The sequence below is a fragment of the Ensifer sp. R1-3 genome, from assembly GCF_056739175.1.
The window spans coordinates 989,408-1,013,460 of the sequence record NZ_CP096517.1 but is presented as its reverse complement, the minus strand read 5'-3'; the positions used below and the strand labels follow the sequence as shown (position 1 = coordinate 1,013,460).

The following is a 24,053-nucleotide window of genomic DNA, read 5'->3' as shown; positions in this document are numbered from 1 at the left end:
AACAGACAGTGAGGCGTTGATGGATACGTTTCTACAAGTGCTTGCCAGCGGTCTGATGCTCGGCGCCCTCTTCGCCATCGTCAGTATCGGCCTCACTCTGATCTTCGGGATCGTCAAGGTCGTGAATTTCGCGCATGGCGAGTTCCTGATGATCGGGATGTACCTTGTCTACCTGATCACGGCCAAGCTCGGTCTCCATCCGCTCGTAACCGTCGTGGCGGTCGCGCCGCTCTTGTTCCTGGTGGGCGTCGCCACGCAGCGCTTCATCATCCAGCCGCTGATGAGTGCGCGCGACGACCACATCCAGATCTTCGCCACCGTGGGTCTCTCCACGGCATTGATCAATCTGGCGCTCCTGATCTTCGGCGCCGATATCGCCAACACGCCTCCGGGTGGCCTGCGCATGCCCATTCAGATCGGGCCCGTCCGCGTGCTGCTCGGGCAGATGATCATTCTGCTCGCTTCTGCGGCGCTCGTGGTCGGACTGCGGATGTTCCTGCAGCGGACGCAGACCGGCCGAGCCATTCGCGCGGTAGCGCAGAACCGCGCCGCCGCCCAGCTCATGGGTATCAATGTCAACCGCATCTACATGCTGACCTTCGGCATCGGCGCCGCTTGCGTAGGCTTCGCTGCCGCCATGGTCGCGCCCCTCTATCCGACGTCCCCGACCATCGGCACCTACTTCGTGCTGACCGCCTTCGTGGTTGTGGTGCTCGGCGGCCTCGGTTCGATCGGCGGCGCCTTTGCCGGTGCGATGATTATTGGCCTGATCGACAGCTTTGCTGGCTTCTACATCGGATCCGATCTGCGTGAGGTCGCCGTCTTCGGCGTGTTCCTGCTGATCCTGATCCTCAAGCCATCGGGTCTCTTCAGCGAGCGCCTCAACCTCTCGCACGTATCGCCATGAGGAAAGCCATGACAGATACCACGCTCGACAACACCGTACCCGCCGCGCGCATGAGCCCGTTTCCGCTGAAGAAGGCTGCGGCGCTGGGCGCGCTCTTGCTGGCGCTGCTGGCGGCTCCGATTGCCATCGGCGACCAGTTCATCTCGCACATCTTCATCACCATCTTCATCTTCGCCGGTCTTTCGACCGCCTGGAACATCGTCGGCGGCTATGCCGGACAGCTCTCGCTCGGTCACGCCATCTTCTATGGCATTGGCGCCTATGCCGGCGTGATGCTGATGAACATGGGCATTTCCCCTTGGCTCGGCATGTTTGCCGGTGCGGCGGTGTCCGTCGTCGTCGCCGTTGCGATCAGTTATCCCTGCTTCCGCCTGCGCGGCCCGTTCTTCTCGCTCGCGACGATCGCATTCCTCGAGGTATTCCGGGTGCTCGCGCTGCACCTTCGCGAGTTCACGGGCGGCGCGACGGGCCTGATGATCCCGCTGAAATTCGGCTGGGAATGGATGGTTTTCCGCGACCGTACACCGGCGCTTCTCATCGCCTTCGGCTTGCTGGTCGTGGCGCTGGCCGTCGCCTGGTGGATCCGTTCGCACCGCCTGGGTTTCTACCTGGTCGCCACACGCGAGCGCCAGAGCGCCGCCCAAGCCGCCGGCGTGAACACGGTCAAGGTGCGCCTGATCGCGGTCTCGGCCTCGGCCGCGCTCACCGCTTTCATCGGCACGTTCCACGCCATGTATCTCACTTTCATCGAACCGGCGGCGATGTTCTCGTTGACCATGTCGATACAGATCGCGATGTTCGCGCTCATCGGAGGTCTTGGTACCGTCATCGGACCGCTCGTCGGCGCCTTGTTCCTCGTGCCGCTCTCCGAACTCGCCCGTGGCTGGCTCGGCGCCCAGGCGCTCGGCCTGCACGGCTTCGTTTACGGCGTCGTGCTGGTTCTTGTCGTGCTCTTCATGCCGAACGGTCTGATGGGCATCCTCTCACGCTACCTTGGCAACGCGACACCGCAGCGCGGAACTCAGTCAGCTTCGGTTGCCGCTACCCCACGCGCCGCCGAGCGTCCGCCGATCGGCAACGACATCCTGATTGCGGACCATCTGGACAAGCACTTCGCCGGCCTGCACGTCACCAACGACGTCAGCTTCTCGCTGAAGGAAGGCGAGATCCTCGGCCTGATCGGCCCGAACGGCGCCGGCAAGACCACCGTGTTCAACATGCTTTCCGGCTTTCTCAAACCCGACAGCGGCTCTGTCAAAGTTCGGGCGGAGGACGGCTCCTGGCAGGCGCCGCTGACGCCGGGGGATTTCGCCGCGATCGGCGTCGGCCGGACTTTCCAGATCGTCCAGCCCTTCGCGGCGATGACGGTCGAGGAAAACATCATGGTCGGCGCCTTCCACCGCTACCGCGACGTCAATGACGCCCGCGAGGCGGCGCGCGAGACGGCCTTCCGCATGGGTCTCGGTCCCTGGCTCCACGCCGAAGCAAGAGGTCTTACGATCGGCGGGCTGAAGCGGCTGGAAGTCGCCCGCGTCATGGCCATGAAGCCGCGGATCCTGCTCCTGGACGAGGTCATGGCCGGCATCAATCAGACCGACGTCCGCCGTGCCATCGACCTCATGCTCTCCATTCGTGACAGCGGTGTCTCGATCATCGCCATCGAACACGTGATGCAAGCGGTGATGTCGCTGTCGGATCGTGTGGTGGTGCTGAACTCCGGCCAGATCGTCGCAGAGGGCAAGCCCCAGAATGTCGTGCGCGATCCGCATGTGATCGAAGCCTATCTCGGAAAGGAATTCACCCATGCTCAGGCTTGAAGGCATTCACGCCGGATACGGCGCGACAACCATCTTGCACGGCATCTCGCTCAACGTTCAGGCGGGCGAGGTCGTAACCATTGTCGGAGCCAACGGCGCCGGCAAGACGACGACGCTGCGCACCGTCGCCGGCCTGATCAAGCCAACCGCCGGACGTATCACCTTCGAGGGGCGGGATATCACCAGACTTCCCGCGCATGAGGTCGTCGATCTCGGTATCACGCTCATCCCGGAAGGCAGGCAACTCTTTGCGGATATGACCGTGCATGAAAACCTCCTGATGGGCGCCTATCGCGCGGAGGCGCGTGCGAAGCAAAAGGATACACTCGACCAGGTGCTATCGCTCTTTCCCCGTGTACGGGAACGGCTGAGCCAGAGTGCCGGCTCACTGTCGGGAGGCGAGCAGCAGATGGTGGCGATCGCAAGGGGCATGATGGCCCGCCCGAGACTCCTGATGTTCGATGAGCCCTCGTTGGGTCTCGCGCCGATCATTGTGCAACAGGTGTTCGACGTCATTGGCACGATCGTCAGGACGGGTGCCACGGTCCTGATCGTCGAGCAGAACGTCTTCCATACGCTCAAGGCCGCCGACCGCGGCTATGTCCTCGAAAACGGCGAGATTGTTCTCTCCGACAGCTCTGACGCGCTGCTTACGAACGATCACGTCCGTCAAGCCTATTTGGGAATTTGATGATGCCTGCAAGAGAAGAAAACCCTCGCTCCATCTCCTACCGTCCGAGCCACGCCGGCCGCCGCGTGCTCGTCACCGGTGCCGGTCGCGGCATCGGACGGGCGATCGCGATCGGCTTTGCTGCCCGCGGCGCGACCGTCGGCGTCGCCGACATGAACGCGGACGACATCGCCGAAACCGTGGCGCTCATCAAGGCCGATGGTCACGGCGAGGGTCTGCCGCTTCTTCTCGACGTTGCAGACTATGACGCGGTCGAAGCAGGGCTTGCCGATGCGGCGAGGGCCATAGGCGAAGCCTTCGACACCGTCGTCAACAATGCTGGCATTTCGCCGAAGCACGATGGGGTTGCGCACAAGGTCTGGGAGATGGATCCCGCGGAATGGAGCCGCGTGGTTGCCGTCAACCTCTCCGGCCCGTTCAATACGATCCGCGCGCTCACGCCATCGATGCGCAGGGCCGAACGCGGCTGGATCGTCAATATGTCGTCGGTGGCGGGCAAGACCTATTCGCCGATCGTTGCCTGCCACTATGCGGCGACGAAATCGGCGCTTATCGGCTTCACCAAGCATCTTGCGGCGGAACTCGGCCCCTATGGCATCCGCGTCAACGCGCTGGCGCCGGGCCGCATCGAGACCCCGATGGTGCGCGGCGTCGCGCGCGAGATCAACGAGGAGCAGGTGAAGCTGACGCCAATGGGCAGGCTCGGCCAGCCGGAGGAGGTGGCGGATACCGCCGTTTATCTAACCTCTGCCGAATCAAGCTTCGTCACCGGCCAAACGATCGACGTCGCCGGCGGTCTTTATATGACGTGAGGGCAGGCTCCGCGCCCACCGCAACAGACGAGATCAAAGATGTTGTTACAGAACGTATTCGCCGCACAATGGCGTTCGGCGTCCAATGCCTGGCGTCAGACCAATCCTTCCAACGTCCGAGCGACACGGAGCATGGCATGACGGATGCACCCGCCCATCGGATCACGGGCAAGACCCGCATCTACGGTATTCTCGCCGATCCGATCCATCACGTGAAGACGCCGGAGGTCATGGCCGAGGTCTTTGCCCGTCACGGCGTGGACGCGGTGCTGATCCCCTTCCATGTCCTGCCCGAAGGGCTGGTGACGCTGGTATCCGGCCTCAAGGCGATGGAGAATTTCGGCGGGTTCATTGCGACCGTGCCACACAAGCCGGCCATGCTCGGGCTCTGCGACGGGGTGACCGAAGAAGCCCGCAACATCGGCGCCGTCAATTGCGTCCGGCGCGAGGCGGACGGCCGTATGGTGGGGACGATGCTCGACGGCATCGGCTTCGTCGTGGCGCTTCGGACGGTAACCGGCTTCGAGCCGGAGGGCAAACGCGCCTACGTGGCCGGTGCCGGGGGTGCAGCCTGCGCGATCGCGTTTGCGCTGGCCGATGCCGGTGTCAGCCACCTCACCATCGCCAATCGCACCATCGACAAGGCCGAGGCTCTTGCTGCGCGGCTGCGGCGGGCGCATCCCGGCCTCTCGCTCTCGACCGACGCCGCTTCGGTGGCCGACCACGAACTCGTCGTCAACGGCACATCGCTCGGCATGAAGGGGACCGACGCGCCGCCCCTCGATCTTTCCAGTCTCTCTGCCAGTCAGGTCGTCGCAGACGCGATCATGGACCCGGTGATGACGCCGCTTCTGAAAGCGGCCGAGGCGTTCGGGTGCCGCATCCAGCGCGGCCTACCGATGCTGCAATGCCAGATCGAACTCATGGCAAAGCACATGGGGGCGATCGCGTAATGGCCGAGCAGAACGCGCTTCTCGATCAACTGCGGACGATCTGCGGCCCTGCGGCAGTGCTGACGGCGCCGGGCGACGTCGAGCCCTATGCCGTCGACTGGAAGCGGAGCTTCGTCGGGAGCCCCTTCTGTGTCGTGCGTCCGGGCAATACCGGCGAGGTGGCGAAGGTCGTCGCCGCCTGCCGCAAGCACGGCACATCGATCGTGCCGCAGGGCGGCAACACGGGCCTTGCCGGTGGAGCGACGCCCGACGCCAGTTCGTCGCAGGTGCTGCTGTCGCTCAACCGCTTGACCAGGATCCGCAGCCTGGACCCCATCGGCATGACCGTGGAGGTCGAGGCCGGTACGATCCTGCAGTCCGTCAAGGAGGAAGCCGCGAAAAAGGAGCGGCTGCTGCCCGTCAGTCTCGCGGCCGAGGGGTCTGCCACCATCGGCGGCATCGTTTCCACCAATGCCGGCGGCGTCAATGTGCTGCGCCATGGCATGACGCGCGCTCTCGTGCTCGGGCTCGAGGTCGTGCTTGCCGACGGCACGATCGTCAACGGCCTCCGGCACCTGCGGAAGGATAATGCGGGCTACGACTGGAAGCAGCTCTTCATCGGCGCCGAAGGAACGCTCGGCATCGTCACGGCCGCCGTCCTGGGGCTCGTGCCGGCGCCGCGCCACAGCGTCACCGCGCTGCTCTCAGTCGCAGACGTGGAGACGGCGATCGCGCTTTACGCAAAGGCCCAGAGCGAGATCGGCGATGCGCTTTCCGCCTTCGAGCTCATCTCGGGGGAATCGATTGCGCTCGTCGAGAGGCACGCCGGCCTGAAAAGTCCGATCGCCGCGGGCGAGTGGTTTCTGCTGATCGAAGCCGCGTCCAGTCTGACCGGCCTCGAGGCGGCGATGCAGGTGCTGCTTGCCGCCGCTTTCGAGGAGGAACTCGCCCTCGACGGCGTGATAGCCGCGAGTCACCAGCAGGCGCAATCGCTGTGGGCGCTGCGTGAACACGTGACGGAGGCAGAGGCGCGGGAGGGCCGCGGCCTGAAGCACGACATCTCCGTGCCGCTCACCGTCATGCCTGCCTATCTCGCGGACGCACGTGCCGCGGTAGCGGCCGTCTCGCGCACGGCGCGGCTCAACGTCTTCGGGCATCTCGGCGATGGCAACCTGCACTACAACGTGCTGCTGGGACCCGAGGACCATCCGGCTGCGGTCAATCGCGCGGTTCATGATGCGGTCGTTCGCCATCGCGGTTCGATCTCGGCCGAACATGGGCTCGGCCAATATCGCGTGGGCGAGTGGCAGCGCACCAAGCCGGCCGCTGAACAGGCGCTCGCCCATACCATCAAGCAGGCGATCGATCCCGCCGGTCTCTTCAATCCCGGAAAGGTGCTGGCCGCGCCGAACAAAGGAGGTGCGGCGTGAACGCTGCTGCGGAAACCTTCGACTACATCATCGTCGGCGGCGGCAATGCCGGCTGCGTACTCGCCAACCGTCTGACGGAATCGGGCCGCCACAGCGTGCTTCTGCTCGAGGCCGGCGGCGTCGGTCGTAGCCCGTGGATCGGTATCCCCGCCGGGTTCTCGAAGCTGCTGGTCGATCCGACTTACAATTGGCGCTTCAAGTCCGAACCGGAAGAGGCGACAAAGAACCGCGTCATCGCCGTGCCGCGCGGCAAGGGCCTCGGCGGCTCGACGCTGATCAACGGCATGATCTATGTGCGCGGCCAGCCCCAAGATTATGACGGCTGGGCCCAGGCAGGCTGCCGTGGCTGGAGTTTCGACGATGTCCTGCCTTTCTTTCGGCGCATCGAAGATTATGACGGCCCCGCAAACGATCTACGGGCGCATGGAGGTCTCTTGCCGCTCAGCACCGTCGCACTCCGCCCGGGAATCGGCGAGGCCTTCATCAGGGCTGCCGAAAAGGCCGGTTATGCGCGCAATCCCGACTACAACGGCGAAAGCCAGGATGGCTTCGGCTACTATCAGGTGAACCAGCGCGGCGGCCGCCGCGTCAGTGCCGCCGAAGCCTATCTGAAGCCGGCAATGAAGCGCCAGAACCTCAGCGTCCGGACCGGGGCGCATGTCCTTTCCGTCGATCTCGATGGAAAGCGGGCAGCCGGGGTCACCGCGCGTATTGGCGATGTGAAGCTCCGTTTCAAGGCGAGGGCGGAGGTCATTCTTGCGGCGGGTGCGGCGCAGACGCCGCAATTGCTGGAACTTTCCGGCATCGGCAATCCGGGCATCCTGCAGAACCTCGGCGTCCCGGTGGCCCATGCCCTTCCGGGGGTCGGGGAAAACTACATCGACCACTTCTGCACCCGCATGAACTGGCGGGTAAAACAGCCGGTCACGCTGAACGAGCAGACGCGCGGGGTGAAGTTCGCAATGGCCGTTGCGCAATATGCCGCCACCCGTCGCGGTATACTTACGCTCGGTACCGGCCTCGTTCACGGTTTCGTGCGGACCCGCGAAGGGCTGGAAGGCCCGGATGTTCAGTACTTCTTCATGCATGCAAGCTATGCGAACGCCGCCGAACGGGTGCTTGACCGCATGCCCGGCATGACCATCGGCGTGACGCAATTGCGACCGCAGTCGCGTGGCGTCATTCATGCGGTCTCCCCGGATCCGTTTGTGGCCCCTTCGATCCGGCCGAACTTCCTCGCGGAGGAAGAGGACCGCCGCGTCATTGTCGAGGGCATGAAGATCGCCCGCCATATCGTCGAACAGGCGCCGATGGACGTCTTCCGCGACATGGAAATGAACCCCGGACCCAATTGCCGCACGGATGCGGACTGGCTGGATTTCGCCCGTTCCAATGGCCAGACGATCTATCATATCTGCGGCACATGCCGGATGGGATCGGACGAGAAAGCGGTGGCGGACCCGACGCTGAAGCTGCGCGGCATTGGAGGCCTCCGCATCGTAGACGCCTCGATCATGCCGACGATGGTATCCGGAAACATCCAGGCGGCTGTCTTCATGATCGCGGAAAAGGCGGCGGACATGATCCTGGCTGATGCTGCAACATAAATTAGCCCTAAAATTGAAGTGCGAGGCGTGGCCCGCTAAGGCGATGCGTTTTTCGCCTTATGTCTCGCTTTGTGCGTCCATGATCGCATAATGTATCACCGGGAACACGGCTATGGAGTTGCGGCGCTCCAGGGAGGGTAGGTGGCCTCCTTCGAACCTAGAGCGAGAGAATGTGGGGCTTTAGGACGTCCACGGTTTCCGTAAGGCCGTTTGCCTCCATATCCAAAAGAAGGATATCGGCGGTTTTTTTCCGGCTTTCTGAAGCGCTCTCTCATGCGCCTAACCGCTGCCACCGCTCTACCGGTGTCCAAGGCAATTGTATCAGCGATAAAGGCATCGGCCGACCTCGCTTCAAGGTTCGACCGGCGGAGCAACTCCTCGGGGAAGTCTCTCAGATTATCGGTCACAATTACAGCGGCCTGCGTCTTCAGAGCAGCTGCAACTACATGCGCGTCGTTTTCGTCGGGGAGACCCTCGCAAGCGGAGAGAAACTGATCAAAATCAACGACCATCGCTTCCTCGAATGCAGCCTCCATGCTTGCTCTTGCGCGCGATGCACGTACGGTGGCGTCGGCGACGTCCTTATTGGCCAAGATCTTCTCGATGGCCTTCTGGGTCTCATCAAGAATAGTTGCGGACCAGCGGAGTCGAAAGAATTCCGCTTCGCAAGGGTCAGCAGCAGGTTTCGCTTTAGTGCACTTGCGAGTGTGCAGGCGTCGACGAAGGCGGTGAATCGATTAGCGAACAAGCTTACAGATGCTCCGCGTCCAACTCGGCAAGATCTGCAAGGGCCTTACTCCGCTTCTCGTCGCGTTCCTTCTTGTATTTGAACAGATGATCGGCCTGAATCCTTCGATGTCGACCAACAAGCGAGTACTCGATCTCGCCCTTATCGAGGAGGGAAACCAGGAATGGCCGCGATACATTGAGAATATCCGCCGCTTGTTGCGTCGTCAGCATCTTGCTGACGGGAACGAGCGTCACCGCGTCACCCTTGCCGATATGACGCAACAGCTCCATTAGGAGACTGGACAGCGCTGGGGTAAGGGTAATCTCCGTTGGCTGCTGCGTCTCATCGTCGAGCACGCGCAATTTTGCGTCGCCGGTAGCATGAGCCGCCAGTATCTTCCGCAGGTGGTTCGCGGCAGCTTTTTCGGAGGCTGACGGCAGGCGCCCGCCCAGTTCCTGGGCTGCTGCTGGAACTGTCATTTTGATAGCCCTCCATTTGGAACTCTTTTCTACCCTGTATTCGAAGCAGACGCAATAAACGAAATAAACGAAAATACCCGAAGCTCTTAGAGCCGACTCAAACCCCGGCTTTGTTGAAATCCCTGGTCTGCAGTCCGATTCCGTTCAAGGCGAGGGATAGGAGACATACGGGCTGCCCGCTATGGTCTTCGAGTGGAGAGTTCGCGCTACTATCCATAATCTGAACGCCCAGGAGCGTCGGGAACGGATACTTGTCCAGTGTGACCCGACCGTCTCAGCGTTTCCGGTCTCGGGGATCAGGTAGGACTGGCCGTGAGATCTGCACCAGGTAGTCTTGCCAGCCGCGTTGATGCCTTCGACGACGACAATCATCATGTTCCTCTTGGTTGCCGTACGACCGTACGAAGACAATGCCTTCATCCGCAATGCCGCAATGTCGATGTGGCGCGACGCTGCCGAAGGAACTTGGCAGCTTTCGGGCCCGAAGCAGACAAAACTACTCGCTCAATTTTTTCCGATAGCGGTGAGTGGAAACGACGAACTTATGATTGATGCCAGTCGGTGCCCAGAGCGCATCGTCGAATGTGTCAAAGAGGCTCCAACCTTGTCGTCGGTAAAAGCGTTCAGCTCGGGCGTTGCCGGCTGTACAAAGAAGTACCGCCTCAAGTACCCCATTTTCCCGCAAAGTCCTCTCTGCGAAGCTTAACAGGCCAGACGCCACGCCAGTGCCCCGAGAGCCTACGGCGACGTAGAGCTTGACGACCTCGATCCCCTGCAAAGAAACGAAACCAAGCAGGTTCTCGCCCGATCGAGCAACGTATAAAGTATCCGGCGCTTCCTTCGACCAGATGAGGAAATGGCTCTGCGTTCGGTATGGCAGAACCTCTGGAGGAACCAGTTCGGCATGAGCGTCATGCCATCTCTGATGCCAAAGGTGAACGATCGCCTCCTTGTCCCCGAAGACTGCTGGTCGAATATACATACGGATTCGCTGCCGATTCTGAAGAGTATCAACGCAACTTGGAGATTACGCAAAGCCTCATGGAAGGCAACGGGACGACATGTCCGGCCTGAGACAAGGCGGAGAAACGCGCAATCGCCCGAAGCGTACCTCCGGGGTTGGTCAGGTGCGCTGCAAAGCAACGTGCAAACCTAGCCCTACAAGGATAGTGCCACCCGTTCGTTGGACAAGCTTCTGGGCCGCGCTGGAACCCTTCAGCTTCTTCATGATGAACCCGGCAAGCAATACGCAAACGATATCTGCAAACGTGAAAATAGCGTTGACGATCGCTCCGAGTACAGCGAGCTGCGCCCAGAGTGGAAGACTTGCATTGACGTCAACGAACTGCGGAAGAAACGCCATAAAGAAGATTGCGGTTTTGGGATTCAACACTTCAACGGTGACGCTTTCCCCGAATGCCTTTCTTGCGGACTTCGGTGACGCAGCCGACACACCGTCAGAGCTGGAATCCCTCCTTCGGAACATCGAGATACCGAGCCAAATCAAATAGAGTGCGCCTGCCAGCTTTATGAGTGTGTATGCCACCGGTACGGCATGGAAGAGTGCAGACAACCCTGCTGCGGCTGCGATGATATGCACGTAAGCACCAAGGTGGATGCCCAGCACTGCCATCAATCCAGCATGTCGGCCGCCCGCCATGGTGCGGGCTGCTGCATACAGCATTGCTGGCCCCGGAATGAATGCGAACACCGCCGTGGTGACGGCAAATGCGAGCAAAACCTCAAGTGGTGGCATCCGGCGGTTTCCTTGTGCGGGGAAGGAGTCAGAACACTAGAGACTTTTTTGCCCACGCAATGACCGTTCCGTCCGGATCGAAGAATCTGAATACGCGTTGAACCCAAAATTGTTGCCTGACCTCGTCGTCCCTCATGCACTTTCCAGTTTGGCTAAGTGTGTCGGCTTTAATTAGCATGCCCGGTTAATAAACAAAATCTCATTTTCGTTAATTAGTGAGATCGCTTATTTAATCTGGTCGCGGATCATAGCCTCAGTTCGAACCCTTCAAGGCAAGGGCACCCGGACCATTGTATTTGCGGGTCTACGTCTCGATTCCGTTCAAGGCGAGGGATGAAAGTCGGTTCCGCGCCAGAAGGGGAATCTCTTCTTTAGCTGCATTGCACGCATGGCTGCCGTCCTGCAACCGACCTGTTTGCCGGCCTTCGCTCTCGTCGTGCTCCATTTGACCTCCGGTCCGCAAACTTAAACGGCGCCTCGCGGCAGTCCTGGGCAACTCCACCTACAGTCGATCTGACGCAAAGCGGCGCTCCGTCGGCCAAAGCGTTCGCTTCAAGGCGGGACAACTATTTACTTTTATAATTATATAATGCAATGTCCCTCGCGTCGCCCTCGGGAGGGCTAGCCGCAATGAGGAGGAACTTCGTGCGAAAGATACTAGGATTTGGCCTTGCGGCCGCAGCGCTCACAGCTTCGTTCGCGTCGGCAACGGTTGTCGGCGCTCAAGAACTTGAACTTACAGTCACTGCGCCGGCGGGCGCGGGCGGCGGATGGGATTCGGCCTCGCGATCGCTGCAGGAAGTGATGACGGCGACTGGCAACGCGAAGAGCGTGCAGGTCGTGAACGTCCCCGGTGCCGGCGGCACCGTTGGTCTCGCCCAGTTCGTTGGTGCAGCCAAAGGTAGTTCAGACCAGTTGCTCGTGGCGGGCATCACGCTGGTCGGTGCGAGCATTTCGAACAACTCTCCGGTCGATCTTACGCAGGTGACGCCGATTGCCCGGTTGACGGGAGATCCGCTGGTGATCGTCGTGCCGAAGGATTCGCCGATCCGGACGATCGCGGACCTTCAAGCTACCATCAAGGAGGACGTCGCCAAGACGATCTGGGTTGGCGGGTCGGCTGGCGGTGCAGACCACATCCTGGCAGCACTTGTGACCCAGGCCTCCGGAGAGGATCCGAGCAAGATCAACTATGTGGCTTATTCGGGCGGCGGTGAGGCTCTTGCGGCTATGCTAGGCGGTCAGGCGACTGCTGGCGTTTCCGGCTATGGCGAGTGGCAGGGCCAGATTGAGTCCGGCGATCTGCGCGCTCTCGCAATTTCCTATCCCGATCCGATCGAAGGTATCGAGGCAAAGCCACTGAAGGCGCAGGGGCTCGACATCGAGCTCGTCAACTGGCGCGGCGTGTTTGCCGGTCCCGGCGTCGAAGGAGACGACCTGGAGGCATTGAAGACGGCAGTCGATAAGACAGTGAAGTCACCCGAGTGGCAGGCTGTCCTGAAGGCTCGTGGCTGGACCGACTATTATGCACCGGCCGAGGAGTTCAAGACCTTCATCGGTTCAGAGACGGAACGCGTCCGCGGCATTCTGAAGTCGGTCGGCCTCGCGAACTAAGCAACCCTATCGGACCGGGGCGTGGTTCTCCGCATTCCGGTCTTGGAGGCATTCATGACAAGCAATCCTTTTCGCGTGCCAGACCGTCGATCGGCAGTTGTCGGCGTCGTTCTCTTTGCGATCGCGGCGGTCACCTACTGGGATGCCAGCCGCATGGTCGTGCGGGCAGGATACGGCATGGGGGCGAACACCACTTCCTATTTCGTGGCCGTGCTCTTCGCGCTTCTCGCAATCGGGCACCTCGTCAGCGCCTTCAAGCCTTCCAACTACGAGGCCGAAACGGCCGACTGGAAGGCCGTTGGCTTTATCGCAATCGCTCTTACGGGGCTCGTGGCCACGATCTGGCTTGGCGGCGGCTTCATCCTCGGGTCGACGCTCCTTTTCGCATTCACGGCGCGAGCCTTCGGGCGAGCCGCGCTTCCGTTCGACATCTGTCTCGGATTGGGGATCGGCGTCGTCGTGTTTCTCTTTTTCAACAAGCTCCTGACGCTGGCCCTTCCCATGGGACCGCTTGAGCGCCTGTTATAAGGCTTCCCATGGACTCCCTAATCTATCTCTTCCAGGGATTCGCGACGGCGATCGAGCCCGCGAACCTGTTGTTTGCAGCAGTCGGCGTCTTCATCGGCACGGCCGTGGGCGTTCTTCCTGGCATCGGACCAGCCTTGACGGTCGCGCTGCTGCTGCCCGTGACCTTCAAGCTCGATCCGGGAGGTTCGATCATAATGTTCGCCGGGATCTACTACGGTGGCATGTACGGCGGCTCGACCACGGCGATCCTTCTGAATACCCCAGGAGAAAGCGCCTCGGTCGTCACCGCTCTTGAAGGAAACAAGATGGCAAGAGCAGGCCGCGGAGGCCCAGCTCTCGCAACTGCGGCAATAGGGTCCTTCGTAGCGGCTCTAATCGCCACAGTCGGATTGGCGCTGCTGGCTCCTCTCCTCGTCAGGGTGGCGGTCCGCTTTGCACCGTGGGATTACTTCGGCCTGATGCTGATCGCGTTTGTTACGGTGTCCGCCACTTTCGGCTCGTCGCCTTTGCGCGGGCTGACCAGCTTGGCCTTCGGCCTGTGGCTCGGTCTCATGGGCATCGATCAGCTAACCGGACAGGCCCGTCTTACCTTCGGCGTGCCCGAGCTTCTCGACGGGATAGAGGTGACGACGCTTGCGGTGGGTCTATTCGCGGTAGGCGAAGCGCTCTTCGTGGCGTCGCGCCACCTCTACAAGCCGGAGAAGCCGATTCCCGTGAAAGGTTCGATCTGGATGACGAAGGAGGACTGGGGCCGGTCCTGGAAGCCGTGGCTGCGAGGCACCTTCCTCGGCTTCCCGATCGGCGCCTTGCCCGCGGGCGGCGCCGAGATCCCGACCTTCCTCAGCTATAACATCGAGCGGAATCTGTCCAAGAAGCCTGAGGAGTTCGGTTCAGGCGCGATCGAAGGTGTGGCCGGACCGGAAGCGGCGAACAACGCTTCTGCGGCAGGGACCCTCGTTCCCCTTCTGACCTTGGGCTTGCCGACGTCGGCGACGGCCGCGGTCATGCTTGCTGGATTCCAGCAGTACAACATCCAGCCGGGCCCGCTGCTCTTTGCCCAGCATGCGGACCTCGTGTGGGGACTGGTTGCAAGTCTCTTCATCGCGAACGTGATGTTGCTCGTCCTGAACCTCCCGTTGGTCGGCCTGTGGGTTCGGCTGCTCGCCATTCCATTGCCCTGGCTCTACGCAGGCATCCTGGTCTTCGCCGCTATGGGAACCATCGCCGCGAATCCGTCGGTCGTCGAGCTGCTTCTGCTTTGCGGCTTCGGCGTCGTCGGTTTCCTGATGCGACGGTATGACTATCCGATAGCGCCGGCGGTCGTCGGTCTCATTCTGGGTCCTCTCGCAGACAACGCCCTCAGGCGGTCCCTGCAGATGAGTCTGGGTGACCCGATGGTCCTGCTCCAGCATACCAGCTCGGCCATAATGATCGGCATCGCAGCGTTGGCATTGGTCGCCCCCTTCATTTTCAAAGGGCTCTCGCGCTTCCAGCAGGACGAGGATTGAGATGGGGCGGCGCCTTGTCCATCCGGAGGGGCAGATGATAGAGAGCGGGCAGAAAACCCGAGCAGGTCCATGGCACGAAAGAGTCTGACGCCGCAAATCAGTGGGAGCATCATGGAGTTCGTGAAGGCGAACAACATGCGAGAAGGCGATCATCTGCCGTTGCAGATGCTTGCGGATACCTTCCGCGTCTCCCGCGCTCCAATCATGAGTGCTCTCAGATTCCTGGAGACGCAAGGCGTCGTGAGGTCGGAGCCAAACCGAGGCTATTTTCTCACGGTCGGTGCGAGGAGCATGCCGAGTTCGCAGCCACAGCGAATGGATGGATCGCAAGACGACGAGGCCGTCTACTTCCGTATCGCGGAAGACCGGCTATCGGGGAAACTTGGCGAACGGGTCTCCGAGAACGAGCTGATGCGGCTCTACGGTCTTCCTCGCACGAGGCTGCTGCGAATCCTGCGTCGGATTTCAGAGGAAGGGTGGATCGAGCGGCTACCCGGCAACGGCTGGGAGTTCAGCCAGGCATTGACGTCCAAGAAGAGTTACGAGGATGGTTACGCTTTCCGCGCCGTCATCGAGCAGCAGGCCATGCTCCTGCCCACCTTCGAGGTGGACATGGAGGGGCTGAAACGCGCGCGAAAGGTACAGACCCAATTGCTCGAGGGCGGGTATGAAACGTGGTCCCGGGCGGAGATCTTCAAGGCGAATAACGAGTTCCACGAGATGCTCGTTGCCTGTTCGCGTAACGAGTTCTTCCTTGACTCCATCAGGCGCATCAACCGCCTGCGGCGCCTAATTGAGTATCATATCACCATCGACCGGAGCCGCCTTCCAAGGCAGACAAGCGAGCACCTGCATATCCTTGATCTGATCGAAACTGGAAGGCGGAACGAAGCGGCTGCCTACCTCTACACGCACATCATGGGCGCAGGACGCATCAAGACGCCACAGGTATAGGCAGCAATCCCACCTTCACTCCGGATGAGCCAGCACGCTTACCGACTATTGCATTTTATAATCACGTTATGTAGCGTTCCTGCGGCTCCAGACCATTGAGACACTTAACATCGCGGACTTGGTCCCTGCAGCGGATGGTGATGAATGCCCACAGCATTTGAGTTTGAAGGCACTCGCTACAAGGTCATCGATCTTGTCGCAGAAGCAGGTGACCGCTTGTACCGTATGCCGTACATCCACCGCATCCTGCTGGAGAACGTGCTGCGCACGGCTGAAGACGCTCAGATGGCGATACAGGCGTTCCTTGAATGGGTGGAGACAGGTGGGAGCGACGTCGAGATTCCGTTCCTTCCAAACCGTGTCTTGATGCACGACACCACGTGCGGGCCGGCCCTCGTCGACATTGCGGGTATGAGGTCGGCACTTGCCGAAGCAGGAGGCGACCCGGTTCTCCTGAACCCGGTCGTACCCGTTGACGTCTCTACCGACCATTCAGTCGCTGTTGATGTCTTTGGAACCGCCTCGGCGCGTGAGCGCAACGTGAGGAGGGAATACGAGCGCAATGCGGAGCGCTACAGCTTCATGAAATGGGCGACGAACACGCTCGCGAATTTCCGGGTCCACCCGCCGGGTACCGGAATCATGCACACGCTCAATCTCGAACGCCTCGCTACGGTCGCGACCGCCCTCGAGCGAGATGGCGTGCTGTGGGCCGTTCCCGACACCCTCATCGGGACGGACAGCCACACGCCGATGATCAATGGCATCGGTGTGCTTGGATGGGGCGTAGGGGGGCTGGAGGCGGAGAGCGTCTTCTTCGGAATGCCGGTCGCGCTGCGCGTGCCGGACGTCGTCGGCGTCCGCCTGACGGGCTCTCTCCGGAAGGGGGTATTGGCAACCGATCTGGCGCTCGTCGTCACGCACCTTCTTCGCCAGAGCGATCTTCAAGACAAGTTCGTGGAGTTCTACGGTCCAGGTGTTTCAAACCTTACGGCGGGCGATCGTGCTGTGGTGGCGAACATGACGCCTGAGTTCGGCGCCAACAGCGGCTATTTTCCGATTGACCGTCAGTCGATCGGCTATCTTGCGCGCACGGGGCGCTCACGTGAGCACTGTGCGTTCGTTGAGGCCTACGCCAAGCGCGTCGGCATCTGGTTCGACCCCAATGCTACTCCGCGCTACTCCTCGACCGTAGAGCTTGATCTCGCAACCGTGGAGGCGAGCCTGGCGGGTCCTCGACGCCCGCAGGACAGGATCGCGATAGGCGACACACGTGCCGCTATCGCCGGGATGAAGCGGAAGGCCATCGCGCCATTGGTCGAAGGCGAACCGAACGACGGCGCGGTCGCCATAGCGGCCATCACCAGTTGCACGAACACTTCCGATCCGAGGCTCCTGATCGCGGCAGGACTGGTTGCCCGCAAGGCGCGCGCCTTCGGCCTGCGGCCGCCCCGCTGGGTGAAGACCTCGACGGCGCCAGGATCGCCCACAGCGGAGCGATATTTGAGACGCGCCGGACTTCTGGACGATCTCGAGGCTATCGGTTTCGGCATCGTAGGATACGGTTGCACTACCTGCATCGGGAACTCGGGCCCACTTACTGAGCCTGTCGTCAGCGCGATTGCGGAGCGAGATATCCTGCCGGTGGCGGTGCTGTCAGGAAACCGCAATTTTCCCGGACGCGTCCATCCGCAGCTCGAGGCAGGTTTCCTTGCGTCTCCGCCGATGGTCGTCGCATTTGCCCTCGCTGGTACCGTTGAGCTGGACATCATACACGATCCGATCGGGATATCCGCGGACGGGCGGCCAGTGACCCTCAAGATGCTCTGGCCCCAGGCTTCCGAGATCGACGAGGCGATGACGCTGGCGTCGAGCACCTCCGACTTCGCTCCGTCCTACGATGCTGCCGAAGCCAGCGAAGCTTGGAAGGACCTTCCAGCGCCAACCTCCACACTGTTTCCTTGGGATGAGACGTCCACATACATACGCCGTCCGCCTTTCGCGAACATCGGCCGCGGCACGAGACTAGGCGTCTACGAGGCGCACCCGATCCTTGTCGTGGGAGACGACATAACCACCGACCATATCTCGCCCGCCGGAGCAATTCCTCCGACAGGAGATGCAGGTCGGCATCTTATCGAGCGAGGCGAAAATCCCATCGATCTGAACGTGTTCTCGTCACGGCGCGGAAACTGGGAGGTCATGATCCGAGGGCTGTTCACAAACAAGACGGTGCGCAACCTCATTGGAGAAGATATACCGCCCGGTTCCACCATTCATGCAGGCACGGGGGAGGTTCTGTCGCTCTGGGAGGCGGCTCAAAGATATAAAGCAGAAGGGCGCGCCACCGTCATAGTGGCCGGCGAGCGCTATGGTATGGGTTCTTCTCGCGACTGGGCAGCAAAGGGAGTCGCTCTTCTGGGTGTGCGGGCCGTGCTGACTTCAAGTTTTGAGCGGATTCATCGGTGGAACCTGATCGGCATGGGAGTGCTTCCGCTTCGGCTGCCTACCGGCACGACGCCGGAAACGCTGGGTCTGTCAGCCGATGCCACGATCATCATCGAAGCCGACCCTTCATCAATCTCGCCACGTGCAGCGATCGCCGTCGGCATCAGGCATGCCGATGGCTCCCTCGTCTCATTGGACGCAACTGCGGCGATCGAAACTCACGCAGAGGTGGAGATTCTGCGCGCCGGGGGCGTCTTGCCACTCATACTCGAGCGGCTGATGAAGCGACGTTTAAGTACTTGATGTCCAATCGCCGGTCAGCACTCTTTGCCCGTGATCGGCAACGTTCGATTTCGGACTGACCGCTCGTCTTCAGAGCGACCTGCAGAAAGGCCCCTACAATCATCTGAAGGGCGTCCCAAACTCTTTCGGGTAACGGCAGAGCTTACCGCTACAATTGCCTTGCGGGCGCAAGGCGGGCAAGCACGACCCCGCCTCTGAGACCCTGCATTGGGTCGAAGCGAGCCGTATTTCACGGCCGGTGCACGGCTTATCGCGAGGATACTCTCTTTCCTGCTAAAAAATCGCATAATCTATCGACCGGAACCGGATGCGGGTGCAGGGGCGGGTTGTGAAGATCCGAAATTTAGGGAGTGATAAGCAAACCGCTGCAATCTGCTAGCGGGTGGCGACGGCGCCGCGATGAGACCCTCGTGATTTTTTCGCCGACCCACTCGGAAAGACCGGTGCAAAGCTGATCCAGCCCCACCTGGCGAGCGATCTCGATGATCTGCTGATAGGAGATCGGCCTAATCTCGGCTTGGCCGCGCCCAGCCTGGCATCAAACAGGCCCAGTTTGGACTTCCGGGCCGTCGGGAACCAAGAGCCACGCGACCGCGCTGCCTATGGCCGGCATTCTTTTCGATACAGCCGAAATAGCCCTTATTATACTCCCGTTGATGCTATTTCATTTTATTCAGCTGTTGGTGCTGGCAGTCGCCGCCCAGCGCAGTGCCATACCCTGTCAGGCAGGCTAGCGTTGGACAGGTTCAGAACATTAAGACACCTGGAGTGGACCCCTGAACTCTGCGTCGGGACCCGGCTAATCGGACTGGAAGGCAGAACTCGGCTTGCAACCAAACAGCGCAGTTCACAGCGTGATGCGGAAGATCGCTCGACACACTTGGGTCTGCGGGTTTAGCGTGTCCCCCAATGCATAAAGAGGAGGGTTCTTTTGCGCTATATTCGTCCTAGTTCAATAGAAGATGCCGTTGGTCTCTTGGCGGAAGCGTCAGGCAAGGCAGCCGTTCTGGCCGGCGGAAGTGATCTGCTGGTGAGAATGAAGGGGGGCTTCATCGAACCCGAGCTCATTATCGACATCAAAGCTATAGACGCCCTGAGACACATAACTGAAAGCGAGGATGGTTTCGTCATCGGCGCTGCGGTGCCTTGCGCGGTCCTCGGCGAGAATGCAGCGCTCCGGCGGGCGTGGCCCGGCGTGGTGGAAGGCGCTAATCTCATCGGTTCCAAGCAAGTGCAGGGGCGTTGCACCATCGTCGGAAATCTCTGCAACGCATCGCCTGCGGCCGACAGCGTGCCCGCGCTGCTGGCGGCCGGTGCAAAGGCTCTGATCAGGGGGCCGGCCGGCTCCCGCACGATCGCTGTCGAAATGGTGCCGGTGGGGCCGGGCAAGACGTCGCTTGCGCCGGGCGAGATCATCGAGGCCATTCTGCTCGACAAGCGGCAGCCGCGTTCGGGCGACGCCTATCAACGGTTCACGCCACGCACCGAGATGGATATTGCGGTCGTCAGTGCCGCGGTGAAGCTCACTCTTGATGATCAGGGTGTCGTCCAATCGGCGCGCGTCGCGCTTGGCGCGGCGGCGCCGACGGTGCTTCTGGTCGAGAAAGCGGCCGAAATCCTCACTGGTTCCCGCGTCGACGACAAGACGCTTGACCGCCTGGCCGCGGCCTGTTCAGGCGCCTGTCGTCCCATAGACGACAAGCGAGGCACTGTGGAATTCCGAAGGAAAGTCGCGGGAGTGCTGGCCAAGCGGGTCGCACTGGCCGCCTATCAGCGTGCAGGACTGGAATGATGGCAGGCATAGCAGTTTCAACGAACATCAATAGCGACAACGCCGAGTTTCTCTGTCACGCCGACGAGACGCTGCTTGACGTGTTGCGTGATCGCCTGGGGCTTATGGGAGCGAAGGAAGGCTGCGGAACGGGCGACTGCGGCGCCTGCAGCATCATTCTCGACGATCGGCTGGTCTGCTCCTGTCTCGTGCTTGGGGCAGAGGCGGAAGGCCGGCGCATCGAAACCGTCGAGGGCATGGCTCAGGGTGACCAGCTTCATCCGCTGCAACAGAAGTTTCTCGAGCATGCCGCCTTGCAATGTGGCATCTGCACACCCGGCTTCCTCATTGCCGCAAAGGATCTGCTGGCGAAGAATCCGGATCCGACCGAAGAGGAAATACGCTTCGGCCTTGCCGGAAATCTCTGTCGTTGCACCGGCTACGACAAGATCGTGCGCGCCGTTCAGGACGCAGCAGGCGTCATGAGAGGAGCTTGACTATGAATTTTGATCCCAGCCACTCGAAACGCAGCTTCTCCTCCGTGGGCACTCGACCCATCCGGCCGGATGGAGTCGATAAGGTGACGGGCCGCGCGCGCTACGGCGCGGACTTCAACATGCCAGGCCAGTTGGTCGGACGGATTTTGCGCAGCCCGCACGCTCATGCCATCATTCGCAAGATCGACACGTTGAAGGCCGCGCAACTTCCTGGCGTCAAGGCGGTTTTGACGGCGGCGGACCTGCCCGACCTCACCGATGGTGACGCGGCGATGTATGACATTCTCGACAACTGCATGGCGCGCAAGAAGGCGCTCTACGACGGCCACGCCGTGGCCGCCGTGGCAGCAATCGATGCGCGAACCGCCAAGCAGGCGCTCAAGCTCATCGAAGTCGAGTATGAACTCCTGCCGCACGTTACCGATGTTGACCAGGCGTTCGCGCCGGATGCTCCGCTCATCAACGATACGATCTTCACAACAGGCGTCGATCCCAAGCCGGATCGCCCTTCGAATGTCTCAATGCGGAGCCAGTTCGGGCATGGCGACGTCGATGCCGGGATGGCAAGGGCCGATTTCGTCGTCGAACGGACATTCAAGACCGAACAGACGCACCAGGGCTATATCGAACCTCACGCCTGCGTCGCAAGTGTCAGTTCGGACGGCACAGCGGACCTATGGGTTTGCACCCAGGGTCACTTTGTCTATCGCCAGCATTGCGCGCAACTGCTCGGCATGGATGCCTCCAAGCTGCGCGTGACGTCGTCGGAAATCGGCGGAGGCTTCGGCGGCAAGACCCATGTCTGGGCCGAGCCTGTCGCGCTCGCACTGTCGCGCAAGGCCGGCAGGCCGGTCAAGCTGGTGATGACGCGCGACGAAGTGTTTCGCGCCTCCGGCCCAACAAGCGCCACGTCGATCGACGTGAAGATCGGCGCATTGAAGGACGGAACGATCATCGCCGCCGATGCGACGCTGCGCTATTCCTGCGGCCCCTATGCCGGAGCATGGGCGGAGGTTGGCGCCATGACCGCATTCGCCTGCTACAAGCTCGAGAATGTCAGGACGGTCGGCTATGAGGTGCTGGTGAACCGGCCGAAGACCGCGGCATATCGCGCGCCTTCGGCGCCGATGGCGGCGTTTGCAGTGGAAAGCGCCATCGATGAACTTGCCAAGAAGGTCGACATGAATCCGATCGATTTCCGGATCCGGAACGCGGCACAGGAGGGAACCAAGGCATCCTACGGCCCAGTCTACGGCCCGATCGGCATCGGCCCGACACTGGAGGCCGTGAAGAACCATCCTCACATGAAGGCACCCCTTGGCAGGAACCAGGGGCGCGGCATGGCATGTGGGTTCTGGTTCAACTTCGGGGGCCAGACGTGTACCGATCTCAACATCGGGATGGATGGCACAGTATCGCTCGCGGTTGGCACGGTGGATGTGGGCGGTTCGCGCGCATCGCTGTCGCTGGTGGCCGCAGAGGAGCTCGGGATCGACTATTCGCAGGTCAGAACGGTGATCGCCGACACGTCCAGTCTCGGCTACAATGACATGACCGATGGCAGCCGAGGAACGTTCTCGTCGTCGATGGCCACCATTTCTGCTGCCCGCAACGCTATCAAGATTCTCCGAGAGCGGGCGGCACAGATGTGGGACATTCCGGTCGAGGACGTGACCTGGGAAAAGGGCCATGCCGTCGCCAAGGGCGAGACGCACGGAAACCTTCCGAAACTGTCTCTGAAGGAGATTGCCGCGGCATCGGGCACCACGGGCGGCCCGATTGCGGGGCACAGTGAGATCGTCGCCGACGGCGCCGGCGTATCCTTCGCCACCCATATCTGCGATATCGAGGTCGACCCCGAAACCGGGGCTACCAAGGTGCTGCGCTACACCGTGGTGCAGGATGCCGGCAAAGCCGTGCATCCGACCTATGTCGAAGGACAGTACCAGGGCGGCGCTGCGCAGGGCATCGGCTGGGCACTCAACGAAGAATATATCTACGGCAACGACGGCCGGCTGCAAAATGCGGGCTTCCTCGACTACCGTATCCCGGTGTGCTCGGATCTGCCTATGATAGACACGCAGATCCTGGAGATTCCGAATCCCAACCACCCCTATGGGGTTAGGGGCGTCGGGGAAACGTCCATCGTCCCTCCGCTTGCAGCGGTGGCCAATGCCGTGTCGAATGCGGTCGGCGTGCGGATGCTGCATATTCCCATGTCGCCGCCGCGGATCCTGGCAGCGCTTGAAGCGTAAGGAGGACCGATGGTAGAGGTCACGCTCTGGGGCTCTCTCGCCGCGGCAGCTGAGGGCAACAGCAAGATCGAGATCGAGGCAAAGAATATCAGGGAACTGTTCGCGAGGTTGAGCGAACGGTTCCCTCGGCTCGAGCCGCTCATGGCACGAGGGATCGCAGTCGCAATTGACGGAACGATTTATCGGGACACCTGGTCGAAGGAACTGCCGACGGGCGCGGAAATCTATTTGCTGCCGAGGCTGGCAGGCGGTTGAAGGCGGTCGCGAGAGCGCCCGCGTAGACGCACTGTTTCGACGAGGCAATGCACATCTCACCTTGATCGTCGTCCTGCAGCAAAGACTTGGAAATCGCATTCGCCCAGCGCAGTTAACCAGACCCGTCTCCCTATAGTCAAACTGCGCGTGTGACGCATGGAATAGGGTCGCCCGGGGGTCGATTCGTACGCTGGGCTGTGGGTTCGTCGATGCTCTTCCAGGATCGTCGATTGCTCTCAGCAGTGACGGCTGCATGCGCGCTTATAGAAGTAATGACGAAACAAAATCAGGAGCAGTTCTGGCGGCTTTGACTTATCCAGTTGGTTTGACCAAACGACCGCAGGCCGCAGAAACGACAAGGTCAGATTATGTTCGATCGGGGCTTAACCAGTCATTTCGACGAGCTGGACATTTTCGTTTCGCGGAAGGTGAACGATCCAGACAGCATCCAGTCGCTCATCAACAAAACGGGACGCGCGATCGTTCCAAAGCGACTTTTCGAAAGGCCGCATCCGCACTTCCTTCGATGGCACCGGGATAACTGCTTTAAGCATTGAGTGCCGCGGTAGGTCCACAGCGGTAGGATAACACATTGCAAGGCTGTCTCGAGAACGCGCTTAGCATGGCGGAAGCGCAGATGAACGTGGTTATGACCGGCTCGGAGTTCCTGACCGTGTTTGCCGCCGCCTCGACAGCGCCATTCCATGCGGAAGAAGGGGCCTTAGCCGGATCAACGAAGCAGCCATCTGCGGCAATCGT

At 61.1% G+C, this 24,053-nt stretch carries 21 protein-coding genes; 17 read left to right on the top strand and 4 right to left on the bottom strand.

Going from position 1 to position 24,053, the window contains the following annotated elements; all coding sequences use genetic code 11:
- Positions 1-19: 19 nt before the first annotated feature.
- From M1D43_RS29820 to M1D43_RS29790, 7 genes are all read left to right on the top strand, one after another.
- Positions 20-907 (top strand): branched-chain amino acid ABC transporter permease, encoded by an 888-nt coding sequence (locus M1D43_RS29820; protein WP_014531224.1) that lies wholly within the window; start codon positions 20-22, stop codon positions 905-907.
- 50 nt (positions 908-957) lie between these two features.
- Entirely contained in the window at positions 958-2,724 is a 1,767-nt protein-coding gene (locus M1D43_RS29815; protein WP_234834222.1) for a branched-chain amino acid ABC transporter ATP-binding protein/permease, read from the top strand.
- Complete coding sequence (locus M1D43_RS29810) at positions 2,711-3,415, top strand: ABC transporter ATP-binding protein (RefSeq protein ID WP_127509233.1); 705 nt, start codon at positions 2,711-2,713, stop codon at positions 3,413-3,415. The genes M1D43_RS29815 and M1D43_RS29810 overlap by 14 nt, the downstream gene beginning before the upstream one ends.
- Before the next feature lie 2 nt (positions 3,416-3,417).
- A complete protein-coding gene (fabG, locus tag M1D43_RS29805) occupies positions 3,418-4,227 on the top strand; it encodes a 3-oxoacyl-ACP reductase FabG (protein ID WP_164780898.1) in 810 nt (269 codons plus the stop codon).
- A gap of 137 nt (positions 4,228-4,364) precedes the next feature.
- Entirely contained in the window at positions 4,365-5,180 is an 816-nt protein-coding gene (locus M1D43_RS29800) for a shikimate dehydrogenase family protein (RefSeq protein WP_127668139.1), read from the top strand.
- The gene (locus M1D43_RS29795; protein ID WP_498814600.1) at positions 5,180-6,589 is read left to right on the top strand and encodes an FAD-binding oxidoreductase; all 1,410 of its coding nucleotides are present in this window, start codon (positions 5,180-5,182) and stop codon (positions 6,587-6,589) included. Before M1D43_RS29800 ends, M1D43_RS29795 begins: the two co-directional genes overlap by 1 nt.
- Complete coding sequence (locus M1D43_RS29790) at positions 6,586-8,196, top strand: GMC family oxidoreductase (protein WP_318859764.1); 1,611 nt, start codon at positions 6,586-6,588, stop codon at positions 8,194-8,196. Before M1D43_RS29795 ends, M1D43_RS29790 begins: the two co-directional genes overlap by 4 nt.
- A 110-nt stretch (positions 8,197-8,306) precedes the next feature.
- Here the strand turns inward: M1D43_RS29790 and M1D43_RS29785 are convergent, their stop codons facing one another.
- The 4 genes from M1D43_RS29785 to M1D43_RS29770 all read right to left on the bottom strand — a co-directional run bounded on the left by M1D43_RS29785 (position 8,307) and on the right by M1D43_RS29770 (position 11,161).
- Complete coding sequence (locus tag M1D43_RS29785) at positions 8,307-8,909, bottom strand: PIN domain-containing protein (RefSeq protein ID WP_234891418.1); 603 nt, start codon at positions 8,907-8,909, stop codon at positions 8,307-8,309.
- Between the two features lie 37 nt (positions 8,910-8,946).
- A complete protein-coding gene (locus M1D43_RS29780) occupies positions 8,947-9,405 on the bottom strand; it encodes a helix-turn-helix domain-containing protein (protein ID WP_153320643.1) in 459 nt (152 codons plus the stop codon).
- A 496-nt stretch (positions 9,406-9,901) separates the two neighbouring features.
- Entirely contained in the window at positions 9,902-10,387 is a 486-nt protein-coding gene (locus tag M1D43_RS29775) for a GNAT family N-acetyltransferase (protein WP_153320644.1), read from the bottom strand.
- A gap of 141 nt (positions 10,388-10,528) precedes the next feature.
- Entirely contained in the window at positions 10,529-11,161 is a 633-nt protein-coding gene (locus M1D43_RS29770) for a LysE family translocator (protein ID WP_153320645.1), read from the bottom strand.
- A 630-nt stretch (positions 11,162-11,791) separates the two neighbouring features.
- Between M1D43_RS29770 and M1D43_RS29765 the strand changes: the two genes are divergently transcribed.
- The 10 genes from M1D43_RS29765 to M1D43_RS29720 all read left to right on the top strand — a co-directional run bounded on the left by M1D43_RS29765 (position 11,792) and on the right by M1D43_RS29720 (position 23,294).
- The gene (locus M1D43_RS29765; RefSeq protein WP_127668135.1) at positions 11,792-12,775 is read left to right on the top strand and encodes a Bug family tripartite tricarboxylate transporter substrate binding protein; all 984 of its coding nucleotides are present in this window, start codon (positions 11,792-11,794) and stop codon (positions 12,773-12,775) included.
- A 54-nt stretch (positions 12,776-12,829) separates the two neighbouring features.
- Positions 12,830-13,303 carry a tripartite tricarboxylate transporter TctB family protein gene (locus M1D43_RS29760; protein WP_015241974.1) on the top strand — a complete coding sequence of 158 codons (474 nt, stop codon included), beginning with the start codon at positions 12,830-12,832 and terminating at the stop codon, positions 13,301-13,303.
- 8 nt (positions 13,304-13,311) lie between these two features.
- Complete coding sequence (locus M1D43_RS29755; protein ID WP_127662794.1) at positions 13,312-14,811, top strand: tripartite tricarboxylate transporter permease; 1,500 nt, start codon at positions 13,312-13,314, stop codon at positions 14,809-14,811.
- A 69-nt stretch (positions 14,812-14,880) separates the two neighbouring features.
- A complete protein-coding gene (locus tag M1D43_RS29750) occupies positions 14,881-15,765 on the top strand; it encodes a GntR family transcriptional regulator (protein ID WP_015241976.1) in 885 nt (294 codons plus the stop codon).
- A 144-nt stretch (positions 15,766-15,909) separates the two neighbouring features.
- Positions 15,910-18,516, top strand: a complete 2,607-nt coding sequence (gene acnA / locus M1D43_RS29745) for an aconitate hydratase AcnA (RefSeq protein ID WP_127665397.1) — start codon at positions 15,910-15,912, stop codon at positions 18,514-18,516.
- Positions 18,517-19,118: 602 nt separating this feature from the next.
- Positions 19,119-19,250: a cytochrome oxidase gene (locus M1D43_RS29740; protein WP_088195778.1), complete on the top strand. Its 132-nt coding sequence runs from the start codon at positions 19,119-19,121 to the stop codon at positions 19,248-19,250.
- A 197-nt stretch (positions 19,251-19,447) separates the two neighbouring features.
- The gene (locus tag M1D43_RS29735; RefSeq protein WP_127668133.1) at positions 19,448-20,308 is read left to right on the top strand and encodes an FAD binding domain-containing protein; all 861 of its coding nucleotides are present in this window, start codon (positions 19,448-19,450) and stop codon (positions 20,306-20,308) included.
- Positions 20,308-20,784 carry a (2Fe-2S)-binding protein gene (locus M1D43_RS29730; protein WP_026030725.1) on the top strand — a complete coding sequence of 159 codons (477 nt, stop codon included), beginning with the start codon at positions 20,308-20,310 and terminating at the stop codon, positions 20,782-20,784. Before M1D43_RS29735 ends, M1D43_RS29730 begins: the two co-directional genes overlap by 1 nt.
- A gap of 2 nt (positions 20,785-20,786) precedes the next feature.
- Positions 20,787-23,039, top strand: coding sequence for a xanthine dehydrogenase family protein molybdopterin-binding subunit (locus M1D43_RS29725; RefSeq protein WP_102903850.1), 2,253 nt, complete (start codon positions 20,787-20,789; stop codon positions 23,037-23,039).
- Between the two features lie 9 nt (positions 23,040-23,048).
- Complete coding sequence (locus M1D43_RS29720; RefSeq protein ID WP_027988886.1) at positions 23,049-23,294, top strand: MoaD/ThiS family protein; 246 nt, start codon at positions 23,049-23,051, stop codon at positions 23,292-23,294.
- Positions 23,295-24,053: the final 759 nt, after the last annotated feature.

Coding starts and splice junctions, on each gene's coding strand:
- M1D43_RS29820 (WP_014531224.1), top strand. CDS start 20: ATGGATACGTTTCTACAAGTGCTTGCCAGCGGTCTGATGCTCGGCGCC.
- M1D43_RS29815 (WP_234834222.1), top strand. CDS start 958: ATGAGCCCGTTTCCGCTGAAGAAGGCTGCGGCGCTGGGCGCGCTCTTG.
- M1D43_RS29810 (WP_127509233.1), top strand. CDS start 2,711: ATGCTCAGGCTTGAAGGCATTCACGCCGGATACGGCGCGACAACCATC.
- fabG (WP_164780898.1), top strand. CDS start 3,418: ATGCCTGCAAGAGAAGAAAACCCTCGCTCCATCTCCTACCGTCCGAGC.
- M1D43_RS29800 (WP_127668139.1), top strand. CDS start 4,365: ATGACGGATGCACCCGCCCATCGGATCACGGGCAAGACCCGCATCTAC.
- M1D43_RS29795 (WP_498814600.1), top strand. CDS start 5,180: ATGGCCGAGCAGAACGCGCTTCTCGATCAACTGCGGACGATCTGCGGC.
- M1D43_RS29780 (WP_153320643.1), bottom strand. CDS start 9,405: ATGACAGTTCCAGCAGCAGCCCAGGAACTGGGCGGGCGCCTGCCGTCA.
- M1D43_RS29775 (WP_153320644.1), bottom strand. CDS start 10,387: ATGTATATTCGACCAGCAGTCTTCGGGGACAAGGAGGCGATCGTTCAC.
- M1D43_RS29770 (WP_153320645.1), bottom strand. CDS start 11,161: ATGCCACCACTTGAGGTTTTGCTCGCATTTGCCGTCACCACGGCGGTG.
- M1D43_RS29765 (WP_127668135.1), top strand. CDS start 11,792: ATGAGGAGGAACTTCGTGCGAAAGATACTAGGATTTGGCCTTGCGGCC.
- M1D43_RS29760 (WP_015241974.1), top strand. CDS start 12,830: ATGACAAGCAATCCTTTTCGCGTGCCAGACCGTCGATCGGCAGTTGTC.
- M1D43_RS29755 (WP_127662794.1), top strand. CDS start 13,312: ATGGACTCCCTAATCTATCTCTTCCAGGGATTCGCGACGGCGATCGAG.
- M1D43_RS29750 (WP_015241976.1), top strand. CDS start 14,881: ATGGCACGAAAGAGTCTGACGCCGCAAATCAGTGGGAGCATCATGGAG.
- acnA (WP_127665397.1), top strand. CDS start 15,910: ATGCCCACAGCATTTGAGTTTGAAGGCACTCGCTACAAGGTCATCGAT.
- M1D43_RS29740 (WP_088195778.1), top strand. CDS start 19,119: ATGGCCGGCATTCTTTTCGATACAGCCGAAATAGCCCTTATTATACTC.
- M1D43_RS29730 (WP_026030725.1), top strand. CDS start 20,308: ATGGCAGGCATAGCAGTTTCAACGAACATCAATAGCGACAACGCCGAG.
- M1D43_RS29725 (WP_102903850.1), top strand. CDS start 20,787: ATGAATTTTGATCCCAGCCACTCGAAACGCAGCTTCTCCTCCGTGGGC.
- M1D43_RS29720 (WP_027988886.1), top strand. CDS start 23,049: ATGGTAGAGGTCACGCTCTGGGGCTCTCTCGCCGCGGCAGCTGAGGGC.